Annotated in this window: 9 protein-coding genes; 8 read left to right on the forward strand and 1 reads right to left on the reverse strand. The window is 42.7% G+C overall.

What is annotated here, in order from left to right; translation table 11 throughout:
* Positions 1-20 precede the first annotated feature (20 nt).
* Positions 21-695 carry an ABC transporter ATP-binding protein gene (locus NW213_RS02800; protein ID WP_258321785.1) on the forward strand — a complete coding sequence of 225 codons (675 nt, stop codon included), beginning with the start codon at positions 21-23 and terminating at the stop codon, positions 693-695.
* A gap of 4 nt (positions 696-699) precedes the next feature.
* On the opposite strand, the gene NW213_RS02805 is transcribed toward NW213_RS02800, so the two are convergent.
* On the reverse strand, positions 700-1,092 hold the full coding sequence (locus tag NW213_RS02805) for a DUF2721 domain-containing protein (protein WP_154045134.1): 393 nt from the start codon (positions 1,090-1,092) through the stop codon (positions 700-702).
* 199 nt (positions 1,093-1,291) lie between these two features.
* Here NW213_RS02805 and NW213_RS02810 point away from each other — a divergent pair, with 199 nt between their 5' ends.
* The 7 genes from NW213_RS02810 to NW213_RS02840 all read left to right on the forward strand — a co-directional run bounded on the left by NW213_RS02810 (position 1,292) and on the right by NW213_RS02840 (position 12,332).
* Complete coding sequence (locus NW213_RS02810; RefSeq protein ID WP_258321786.1) at positions 1,292-1,666, forward strand: hypothetical protein; 375 nt, start codon at positions 1,292-1,294, stop codon at positions 1,664-1,666.
* A gap of 104 nt (positions 1,667-1,770) precedes the next feature.
* The gene (locus tag NW213_RS02815; RefSeq protein ID WP_235339889.1) at positions 1,771-2,916 is read left to right on the forward strand and encodes an efflux RND transporter periplasmic adaptor subunit; all 1,146 of its coding nucleotides are present in this window, start codon (positions 1,771-1,773) and stop codon (positions 2,914-2,916) included.
* Positions 2,917-2,928: 12 nt separating this feature from the next.
* Complete coding sequence (locus NW213_RS02820; RefSeq protein WP_258321787.1) at positions 2,929-6,078, forward strand: efflux RND transporter permease subunit; 3,150 nt, start codon at positions 2,929-2,931, stop codon at positions 6,076-6,078.
* Positions 6,065-7,501, forward strand: a complete 1,437-nt coding sequence (locus NW213_RS02825; RefSeq protein WP_258321788.1) for an efflux transporter outer membrane subunit — start codon at positions 6,065-6,067, stop codon at positions 7,499-7,501. Before NW213_RS02820 ends, NW213_RS02825 begins: the two co-directional genes overlap by 14 nt.
* Before the next feature lie 202 nt (positions 7,502-7,703).
* On the forward strand, positions 7,704-8,429 hold the full coding sequence (locus NW213_RS02830) for a DNA alkylation repair protein (protein WP_154045139.1): 726 nt from the start codon (positions 7,704-7,706) through the stop codon (positions 8,427-8,429).
* Positions 8,430-8,463: 34 nt separating this feature from the next.
* Complete coding sequence (locus tag NW213_RS02835; RefSeq protein WP_204394296.1) at positions 8,464-9,102, forward strand: nitroreductase; 639 nt, start codon at positions 8,464-8,466, stop codon at positions 9,100-9,102.
* Between the two features lie 188 nt (positions 9,103-9,290).
* On the forward strand, positions 9,291-12,332 hold the full coding sequence (locus NW213_RS02840) for a chondroitinase family polysaccharide lyase (protein WP_258321795.1): 3,042 nt from the start codon (positions 9,291-9,293) through the stop codon (positions 12,330-12,332).
* Positions 12,333-12,367: the final 35 nt, after the last annotated feature.

Consider the following 12,367-nt stretch of genomic DNA (forward strand, 5'->3'; position numbering starts at 1 on the left):
ACATTTTAAATTCTACTAATATGATTAAGACAGAAAATTTGAAAAAGGTATTCCGCACAGAGGAAGTGGAAACCTGGGCATTGAATAATGTAAGTATTGAAGTAAAGAAAGGTGAGTTTGTGGCTATCATGGGACCTTCCGGATGTGGTAAATCTACACTGCTTAATATCCTAGGATTGCTTGATAACCCTACTAGCGGGACTTATTACCTTAATGGAGTGGAAGTGTCAAAATTCACGGAATCGCAACGTACTGATATAAGGAAGGGAGTTATAGGTTTCGTATTCCAGAGCTTTAACCTTATTGATGAACTGAACGTGTATGAGAATATAGAATTGCCTCTTTTGTATATGGGAGTACCGTCGTCAGAAAGAAAAAAGAGGGTAGAAGAGGCTATGAACCGTATGGATATATCCCACCGTTCCAAGCATTTTCCGCAGCAACTTTCCGGTGGTCAGCAGCAGCGTGTAGCCATAGCGCGTGCAGTAGTAGCTAACCCTCAGCTTATCCTTGCCGATGAGCCTACCGGAAATCTTGACTCGAAAAACGGTAAAGAGGTTATGTCTCTTTTGAGTGAGTTGCATAAGGATGGCACTACCATTGTCATGGTTACACATTCACGTCATGATGCAAGTTATGCCGACAGAATAATCAATCTGTTCGACGGTGAGGTGGTAAATGAAGTTAGCGAATGATTTTTTATTTCTCCATATCCCTCAGATGTATCTCAAGTGCCTTTACGGATATATGTATTTCCCAAATTGAAATACCGAGTGATGCTATAAGCAATAGCAGTGCTATGCCGAATACATACACTGCTGTTGTATGAAATCCTATATAAATCAGAAACATTGTTATCACGCAGAGAAACAGGCTTGATATGCCGAGTACCTGCATGCTTCGTGTCAGGTAAAGCCGGCGGCGCAGATTGTCTATCTGTGCTGCTGTCACTTCCGAGTGTTTCTGTACATATTGTTCTTTGAGCGTCCTTACAAGCTGTGCGTACGATAGAAATCTGTTTGTGTATGCCAGTAGTATGAGTGATACTGCCGAGAACAGCAGTGCAGGTGTGCTTAAGTTCAGTTCTTCCATATGTTTATGTATTTATATCGTTTTATTATACGCAAAGTTAGCTTTAAAATCTGAAAATATAGTCTTTTTGTAAGGTTTTACGTAAAAAGAACTAACTTTTTATCCTTTTTATGTTAAAACAGACTAAAACCTGAACATATATTTTTATACATTATTATCAGATATTAATTTTGTAAGAGATTAAAGATAGGGTTTTGTAATGTTTTCACATAAAGTAGCAGGTAAATATATATCCAGAATAGTTTGTATGGTCATGTTTGTGCTCATACAGTTCGATGTGTTCGGATATGACTTGATTTATGCTGCTGTTTGTGATGATGAGCGGTCTGTCGTTTTGACTTTGGACGATGAATCTTCTATAAGCGATTCTCAGGGGGAATATGCAGAGTGGTCTGATCCTTCCTATAGAACATCATCTGTTCGTTTCTTTTTTGATTCTGTCTATCCTATTTTTTATATACCTATATATTCTTTTGAATATTCAAGGCTAGGAGTACAACCTTATGTTTATGAAAATCCGGTTTCTATAACGGATAGTCAATCTTATATTATGTTCAGGACTTTGCTGATCTAGCATAGTCTGTCTTTTTATGTCATGACTTTCGTGTCATGTCTTGAATATGAATCTTATTCAAACAAAACACATAGTTTCTTTTTAAAATTCTATTACGTAATCTTATGAAAATTTCTATTCAGAAGGTTGCCTTCTTGTCGTTGTTGGCAGGGGTGCTTCCTGCGTGCCATGAGACCGGCACAAATCAGGTTAGAAGCGATGGCTCTATACCTGTAACAGTTCTTCAACCTACTACGGTAGAACTGCCGCGTACATACGTGGCTGATATCCAGGCTATTCAGTTCGTTGAAATAAAACCAAAGGTGGAAGGATACGTCAAAGAAGTATTGATTGACGAGGGTGAGTTCGTGAAAAAAGGACAGCCGATGTTCCGTCTGAGTTCAGAAAACTATGCAGAGGCGGTGAAAGAAGCTGAGGCAAACTACAAACAGACTGAGGCAGAACTTGAAATGGCTAATTATGAGACTGAACGCATCGAACGTCTTGTAAACAAACAGATTTATTCGCCAATCCGTCTTGAGCAGGCAAAGAGGGAACGTGAGGTGGCTCGCATGAAGGTTGAGCAGGCACGTGCGCAGATGCAGCGTGCGCAGATGGATTTGAAATATACCACAATCACTTCACCTTTCACCGGTTATGCCGACCGTATTCCTTATAAGGTTGGTAGTCTTGTAAGTCCTGAGAGCTTGCTTACCACTGTGAGCGATATATCAGAGATTTTCGCCTATTATAAAGTAAACGAAAGTGAATATCTCCGTATCCGTCGTGCGCAGCTTCAGGGTACTGATGTCCAGCAGCAGAACAATGTTGAACTTATTCTAGCAGATGGAACCGTTTATCAGCATAAGGGTGTTATCGAAACCGTAGAAGGTGATTTCGAACGTGGTACGGGTTCTATTGCTTTCCGCGTTCGTTTCCCTAATCCGGAAGGACTTCTTAAACATGGTGTTACGGGTAAAATCCGTCTTATGACAAAGATGGAGGATATCTGCCTTGTTCCTCAGAAATCGACTTTTGAAATTCAGGACTTTACATACGTATATCTGGTAGATAGTGCCGGTACAGCTAAGGTGCGTAGCTTCAACCCAATAGAACGCTATCATAACTATTATATCACCGACGACCTTGGTGCAAACACCACTATAGTGTATGAAGGTGTACAGATGATTCGCGACGGTATGCATATAAAGACAGATACTATTCCGTTTGCTGATGTGAGAAAAGAACTTCATTTGGAAAACGTCGAATAATCTCTTCAGCCTATGTTCAAGTTGTTTATTCGTCGTCCGATTCTCTCGGCGGTTATTTCCGTAATATTTGTGTGTCTGGGAGTACTGGCTATTGTGTCGCTTCCTATCACGCAGTATCCGGACATCGTGCCGCCTTCCGTTACGGTTACTGCCCGCTACACGGGTGCCAGTGCCGATGTTATGACAAAGACTGTAGCTACTCCTCTTGAACGTGCCATCAACGGTGTGCCGGGCATGACATATATGACTACAGTATGTACCAACGACGGTATGTCGCTCACCACTATCTATTTCAAGGTAGGAACAGACCCTGATGTGGCTGCGGTGAACGTGCAGAACCGTGTGACTACAGTGCTCGATGAGTTGCCTGAAGAAGTTATCCGCGCCGGTGTGGTTACGGAGAAGGAGGTGAACAGTATGTTGATGTACCTCAACATCTTCAGTACCGACAGTACTCATACAGAGAAATTCGTATATAACTTTGCCGATATCAATATCCTCCGCGAGCTGAAACGTATCGACGGTGTGGGATTTGTGGAAATCATGGGTAGCCGTGACTACGCTATGCGTGTATGGCTTAACCCAAGTCGTCTGGCTGCATATAACATGGTGCCACAGGATGTCACAGAGGCTATCCGCCGTCAGAACATCGAGGCTGCACCGGGTAAGACAGGTATCAGTTCCGACAAGCTTCCGCAACAGTTGCAGTACGTGTTGCAATATACCGGTAAGTTCAGCACTCCTGAAGAGTATGGAGAGATTGTTCTGAAGGCCATGCCTGACGGTTCGCTTCTCCGACTCAAGGATGTGGCTACCATAGAGTTCGATTCTGAGGACTATAACATGATTTCCATGACCGACGGTCGTCCTTCGGCATCTATCATGATTAAGCAGCGCCCGGGTTCAAATGCCAGCGAGGTCATCAAGAACATCAAGACCCGTATGGCGGAAATCAAGGAAAGCAGCTTTGCTCCTGGTATGGAATATAACATTGCATACGACGTGTCGCGCTTCCTCGATGCTTCTATCGCATCAGTGTTGAAGACACTTGTCGAGGCCTTCCTCCTTGTGTTCGTAGTGGTATATATCTTCCTTCAGGACTTCCGCTCTACGCTTATTCCTGCCATAGCCGTTCCGGTGTCACTTGTCGGAACATTCTTCTTCATGCAGGCATTGGGTTTCTCTATAAACATGCTTACCCTGTTTGCCCTTGTACTTGCCATAGGTATTGTGGTGGATAATGCCATAGTCGTGGTAGAGGCTGTACATGTGAAGATGCACGAAGAGAAACTTTCTCCGTATAAGGCTTCTGTAGCTGCGATGAAGGAAATCGGTGGTGCTATCGTTGCAATTACTCTTGTAATGTCGGCTGTGTTCGTTCCTGTAGGTTTCATGGAAGGTACAGTGGGTATCTTCTACCGTCAGTTCTCGCTCACACTTGCTGTGGCTATCGTTATTTCTGGTGTCAATGCATTGACACTGTCACCTGCGCTATGTGCCATGTTGCTCCGTCCGGCTTCTCACGGAAAGAAGAAGGCTACTCTCATGCGCCGTTTCTTCGTAGTGTTCAACCGCGGATACGGACGTTTCGAACGCCGTTATAACCTTGGTCTTTCGAAGTATCTGGGCCGTCGCTCATTCACATATCTCACTTTGTTGCTATTCCTTTTGGGAACATATGGTATCAATCTCGTTCTTCCTACAGGATTTATCCCTAACGAAGATCAGGGTATGATATATATCAACGTAGATGCACCTCCGGGGGCTACTGTTGAACGAAGCGAGAAAGCTTTGAGTCAGGTTCAGGCGGCGTTACTTCCACTTGAAGAAATCGAAAGTATTTCTACACTGGCCGGTTACAGTCTTATGACCGAGACTGAAGGTGCCAGCTACGGTATGGGTATGATTAACCTTAAGCCATGGGATGAGAGAGACCAGACTGTAGATGAACTTATGCGTACATATGCCGACCGCGTATCGCACATCAAGGATGCCGACATCCAGTTCTTCCTTCCGCCGTCAGTTCCGGGATTCGGTAATGCCAGCGGTTTCGAACTTCGTTTGCAGGATAAGACAGCGGGTGATTTTCACGAATTTGCTGAAGTCGCGAATACTCTTGTTGAGAGACTGAATGCCGACCCTCGCATACAGGGTGTTACTTCAGGATTTAACCCTAACTTCCCTCAGTATCTTCTGAAAGTTGATTTGGCGAAGGCTGCCAAGTTGGGTGTTGACCTCGATAAGTCAATGGAGACACTTCAGGCATATATCGGTAGTTTCTATTCATCAAATTTCATCCGTTTCGGACAGATGTATAAGGTCATGATACAGGCTTCTCCTGAGTATCGTATGAATCCTGAGGACCTGTATAAGCTTTATGCCAAGAACAACGACGGTAATGTGGTGCCATATTCCAACTTCCTTACTATGGAACGTATCTATGGTCCGAGCCAGATTACACGTTACAACATGTTTACTTCCGCGCTCATTACCGGTGAAGGTGAGGGTGGAGTAAGTACCGGTGAAGTAATCAAGGTAGTAGAAGAAATCTGTAAGGAAGTCCTTCCTCGCGGTTACGATGTGGAATGGTCGGGTGTTACACGTGAGGAGAAAGACTCAGGCGGACAGACATTCATGATATTCGGTATCTGTCTTCTGTTCGTATATCTGCTTCTTGCAGCACAGTATGAGAGTTTGCTTCTGCCGTTCTCTGTTATCCTGTCTTTGCCTGCAGGTATCTTCGGTTCTTACTTCTTCCTCCAGATAGCAGGACTTGAAAATAATATCTATGCCCAGGTGGCGCTCGTCATGCTTATTGGTCTGTTGGGTAAGAATGCCATCCTTATTGTGGAAATGGCAAACCAGTTCCGTGCAGCAGGAGCTACTCCATTCGAAGCAGCTGTCAAGGGAGCCGTGAGCCGTCTGCGTCCTATCCTCATGACTTCGTTCGCATTCATCTGTGGTCTTATTCCGCTTGTGCTTGCCACAGGAGCCGGAGCATTGGGTAACCGTTCCATCGGTACAGCCGCAGCAGGAGGTATGTTTATCGGTACGTTCGTGGGTATCTTCCTCGTGCCGGGATTATATTTGGTATTTGAAACACTGTCGGTTTATCTCAACCGCAATAAAGTCAGCTATTTAGAAGAAGATGATGAAGAATAAATTTGCATATATAGCTTTTATGGCTTCGGCACTGGCTATGGGAGGGTGTAAGGCACCTTCCCTTACTCAGACGGAGAAGTTCGACCTGCCCGAAGCGTTTATAGAAGATACAGATACAGCCACTATGGCTTCTATTTCATGGAAAGAGTTTTTTCCGGATGCGTATCTGGTTGAATATATTGATTCTGCACTGGCAAACAATCATTCTTTCCTTAAGACAATAGAGAATGTTTCCATAGCACGTGCACAGATGAAAGCCGGAAAAGGTGCGTTGTTCCCTGAAATATCGTTGGGTATTGACGGAGGCATACAGCGTTTCGGCGAATATACCATGGACGGAGTGGGAAACAGCACTACCAATACTCCGGATCTTGTAAAGGACAAGCATATTCCAGATCCGTATAAGAATCTTAACTTAGGACTGAATTTTCAGTGGGAGGCAGATATATGGGGAAAACTCACTGACAAGAAGCGTTCGGCAGTGTCGCGCTGGATGAAATCAGTTGAGGCTCAACGCCTGGCTCAGACTATGCTTGTTGGCGAAGTGGCAGATATGTATTATAGACTTGTAGGACTTGACAAGAAGCAATATGTTCTTGAAGAGGCTATCCGTAAGACTGCTGCTTCATATCTTCTTGCCAATGAATTGATGAACGAGGGCGAGGAGTCAAGGCTTTCTGTCGATCAGTTCCGCTCACGCCGTCTTAAACTGGAAGAAATGCTTCTCGACACAGAACAGCAGATAGCTGAAACCGAGCGGGCATTTGCTCTTCTTTTGGGACGTATGCCTTTCGACATAAAACGTTCTTCTTTCGAGAAGATAAGTGATTATACTTTCCCAGTGGAGACAGGCATACCTGCTCAGATTTTGCGTAACCGCCCGGATGTGGTTGCTGCAGAACTTGAACTGCTGGCATGCAAGTCGGATGCATCTGCAGCACGCAAGGCTTTTTTCCCTTCGCTGGTTATCGGGGGAGGTGCAGGCTTCAATGCTTTCAGCCTTGATAAATGGTTCTCTTCGCCAGCCTCGATGGTGTATAATCTTGCGGCAGGAATTTCCGCTCCTATTTTCAAGCGTAACGAGATACGTGCATTGTGGGAGGAGGCGAATGGAAGACAGCGTATAGCCTTGCTTGATTATCATGAAACGGTTCTCCGTTCGTATCTTGAAGTTGTGGATCTGATAACGTCATCAGAACAGATGAACCTTCGCAAAGCCTTGAAGGAGGAAGAAAGCCGAATTCATCACCGTTCTATATACAATGCAAATGAGTTGTTCAAGACCGGATTTGCAGGATATCTGGATGTCCTTTCTGCCGATGAGCGTTACCTGGACTGTGAACTCGAGAGAATAGAGTTGAATATAGCTTATTGTCAGGTACATACGATGCTTTACAGGGCACTGGGAGGAGGTAGCTTTTAGTGTTAAGAAACTGTTAAAAAAAACGTGCGCACATTCGAGACAAAATGTGCGCCCATTTAACTTTAAACGTGCGCCCATTTTACCTTAAACGGACGCACGTTTTTTTTGAGGCATTAGAAAGGATTATTTCGTATATTGTTTTTATATTTGCTAACCATCTGAACAGATAAGATAAATTCATTATATATAGACATCATTTTTCATGGAAAAATCTGAAAATGCATTCCTGTTGCATGGCAAACCTGTAAGGGAGTATATCCTGAAACTGGCTGAAAATTCAAATAAGGAATTTGCCGAGAAATTGAATCCCGGAGTGGAAAATGTTCTTGGATTGCGTCTGCCAGACCTGAGAAAATTGGCAATTGAAATAGCCAGGTCAGACTGGAAGGCATATCTGGCTGATGCTCCATCGTTATATATGGAGGAAAGGATGCTTCATGGACTTGTGTTGGGATATATTAAGCCGGATGATGATATCGAAAATTATCTTTCTTATGTAACACGTTTTGTAAAGATTATAAACAGCTGGTCTGTGTGCGACTCTTTCAAATTTGCCGGAAGCAAGAAATATCTATCCTCTCATTCTGACAGAATATGGGAGTATCTTAAATCTTTCATATGCTCAGATAAGGAATATGAGATACGTTTCGGAGTGGTAATGACGATGAAATATTTTATTGATGACAGCCATATTGATGAGTTGTTCGGATTTTATGATAGTATCCATCATGACGGATATTACGTGAAAATGGCAGTGGCATGGGCTGTATCTTTCTGCTTTGTGGCATACCCTGAGAAGACAATAGAATATCTGAAAAGGGCGAAACTTGATGACTTTACTTATAATAAATCAATTCAGAAGACAATAGAGTCATATCGTGTTGATGAAGAAATGAAAATGCGCTTGCGTGTCATGCGACGAAAATGAAAATTGATAGGAAAACTAAAAACAAATATTCATTATGAAAACAATTTCAAGATTATTTCTAATTGCAGGATTGGTGTCTTTGTCTGCTTGCACACCATCGCAGAAAAGTACCGAAGTACAGAATGTAACATCCGAAAATCAGGTGATAGAAACCATTATGTCGCGTAGAAGTATCCGCAAATACAAGCAGCAGCCTGTTGAACAGGAAAAACTGCAGCAGATACTTGACTGTGGTATAAACGCTCCTAACGGTCAGAATAAGCAGTCTTGGGAAATCCGTGTAGTTAATACTCCGGAATACATATCCGAACTTGACTCTTTGAACAGAAGTCTGGCATTGGCAAAAGGAATGGACGCTTCCAAAATCCGCCATGCGTCATATGGGGCGCCGGTGATGATTTTCATAGCAAACGATCCTTCGTACGATTTCTCACAGGTGGATTGCGGTCTTCTAGGTGCAAATATGATTCTTACTGCACAATCTTTGGGATTGGGTTCATGCTGTCTTGGTGGAATAGCCAGAACAATGAAACTTCCAGAAGCCGAATCTTTGCTTAAACGTCTTGAACTTCCTGAAAACTATAATCTGCTTTATGCCATATCTTTCGGGTATCCGGATGAATCGCCTGCGGCTAAACCTCGTAAGGCTGAAAAAATAAAGTTTATAGAGTGATATTATATCAGGAATATAAAAAATATGGAAACACACGGACAAATATATGTTCGTGTGTTTTTTAATATAATAAATTTTGTATCTTTGCCTTGAAAAGTAAAATATTTACATCAATGTAAAAGAATTAAATGTATATATTTATGAAAGAAATCGTTAATCTTAAATTTAAAGCAAAATTAAGCTTGGCTATGGCATCTTTTGTGGCGCTTGGAGCATCTGCTCAAGTTGTTAAGCATGAAAGAATGCTTTCATTTGAAGATGGGGTAGTACCATCATTCATAACTACCGACAAAGGTATGCTCGGTATCAATGACGAACATTACAAGGATGGGCTGCATTGTATGCAATGGGAGTATAAGCCCGGTTCTGTATTGTCTATCAAGAAAGATTTGAAATTCGAAAAGCTCGATCCTTCAGGAAAAGACCTCTATCTCTCAGCGTTTATAGTTTGGGTGTATAATGAAAAGGCCCAGGACAAGAAAATCCGTTTTGAGTTTTTAAAGGACGGTAAGGTATGTACGTCATTCCCTTTCGGCATTAACTTCACAGGATGGCGTGCCGCATGGGTTTGCTACGAAAGGGATATGGAAGGAACGCCTGAAGAGGGTATGAACGAAATCCGTGTTCAGGCTCCTGATGTGGAAGGTACTTTGTTCTTTGACCATGTAATAACAGCCAGCAAGGTCGATCCACGTCAGCAGACAGCAGATGTACAGGTACCGTTCGTAAATAAAGACACCAAGAGCCATTGGCTTCTCATCTATCCGCATTCATTGTGGAAGCCGGATATTGAACTTAGAGATTTGACAGAAAAAGACAGACAGGACATTCAGCTCATGGAGAAACGCTTCCGTGATATGCTATATACCCCGTCTGAATTGACACAAAAGGAAGTCAGTGCAATAAAAAAGGCATTTGCCAGATATGATATTGTATATAAAAACGGAAAGGTGAGCGGTATGCCTATCTTCATGGTTCGTCAGGCTGAAGCGTACGAACGCATGATTGACGGATGGAATAAAGATATGTTCACTAAGCTGGGCATGGAGATGAACAATTATTTCAATCTTATGAAGCGTGTGGCTATTGCATACAATAATGCAGTCAAGGATGAGGATAAAAAAGAACTGGAATATATCTTCAATGCCATGTATGATCATATAACAGATCAGGGAGTTGCATATGGTAGCTGTTGGGGTAACATACATCATTACGGATATAGCATGAGAGGTTTATATCCGGCATATTTCCTGATGAAAGATGTACTTAGAAAGAGAGGCAAGCTTCAGGAAGCGGAAAATACACTACGCTGGTATTCCATTGCAAATGAGGTATATCCGAAACCTACAGAGAATGGTATTGACATAGATACTTTCAATACGCAGACTCAAGGACGTATAGCCAGCATACTCATAATGGAAGATACTCCGGAAAAGTTGCAATATCTGCGTTCGTTCTCCAGGTGGATAGATTACGGATGTCGTCCTGCAACAGGACTTATGGGCTCGTTCAAGGTTGACGGAGCATCTTTCCATCATTGTAATAATTATCCAGCTTACGCTGTTGGTGGTCTTGACGGGGCTACAAATATGATTTATCTCTTTAGCGGTACTGACATGAGACTTTCTGAGGAGGCACATAGTACAGTGAAGAAAGTTCTTCTAACTATGCGTTTCTATTGCAACACACGTCAATGGGCCTTGTCAATGTCCGGAAGACATCCTAACGGTAAGGGACAATTGATACCTATACAGTATGCTATGATGGCAATATCAGGTACACCTGATGGAAAGAAAAACATAGACCCGGATATGGCTGCCGCATATCTCCGTCTGATGTCGCTCAATGCTTCTTTGGATAAGGACGCGCCTGACTATCTGCCGCAAACATCGAATAAACTGGAGCTTAAACTGAAAAAACAGCTTGAGGACAGTGGTTATAAACCTGAACCGGAACCACAAGGAAATCTTGCCCTCGGATACGGCTGTGTGAGTGTACAGCGTCGTGATAATTGGGCTGCTGTAGTCAGGGGGCACTCCAGATATCTCTGGGCAGCGGAACATTATCTGGATGCCAATTTCTACGGACGATATCTGGCACATGGCAGCATGCAGATACTTACAGGTAAGCCTGGCCAACTAGTAACCTTTGCTACATCAGGTTGGCAGGAGAATGGATTTGACTGGAATCGTTTCCCTGGAGCAACATCAATACATCTTCCGTTCGATAAGTTGCGTGCTGTAGTGCTGAATGTGGATACATATTCAGGTATGGAAGAGATGCTTTATTCTGACGAAGCTTTTGCGGGTGGACTTTCTCAGGCTGGAGTGAACGGAAATTTCGGTATGAAATTGCATGAACATGATAAATATAACGGCTCTCACAGAGCTAGAAAATCATATCATTTCTTTGATGGAACTATCGTATGCTTGGGCTCTGATATAGAAAATGATGTAAAGGATTATGAAACAGAAACAACTGTATTCCAACTTGCTGCAATAACTCAGGAAATGAAAGATTATTGGCAGAATTATAAATCAGATGGCAGGGTATTCATTGATCCTAATGGAGTGGGATACTATTTGTCAAAAGAAACTGCAGCTGAAGCTAAGTTTGAGAAGAAGTTCCCGCAGACTACTGTCGGTGAGAGAAATCCTAATCCGACAACAGGTGATTGGGTTTCATTGGTTGTAGCTCATGGTAAGGCTCCTAAAGCTAAGGGATATGAATATGCGGTATTGCCACGTACTGACATGAATGCTCTGAATAAGTTTGCCAAGAAACCAGACTATAAGGTTCTTCAACGTGACAGAAATGCGCATATAGTAAGTACTGCTGATGGAAAACTGACATCATACGTTCTGTTTGAGACACCTCAAGACGGGTTGCCAAAAGGACTTCTTTTGAAGGCGGATACTTCATGCCTTGTAATGGTGAAGGACAATAAAGACAAGGTTCTTCTGACAGTGTCACAACCAGATCTTGCATTGTATCGTGGAGCTAGTGATGAGGCATTCGATGAGAACGGAAAGAGAAAGGAACGCAGTATTTATTCACGTCCTTGGAAATTCAACGAAAGTCAGGAGATACCTGTTACTGTAACTATCAAAGGTAAATGGAACGTAAAGGAAACTCCTTTCTGTAAGATAGTTTCATCTGATAAGAAACAGACGGTTCTGAAGTTTACTTGCAAGGATGCGGCAAGTTATGACGTTGAACTTTTAAAGTAATTTCTTATTGACATAATTGGAAATCATAAATATAT

Origin of the sequence: Bacteroides sp. ET336 (assembly GCF_024733815.1) — a bacterium.
Lineage (GTDB): Bacteria > Bacteroidota > Bacteroidia > Bacteroidales > Bacteroidaceae > Phocaeicola > Phocaeicola cellulolyticus.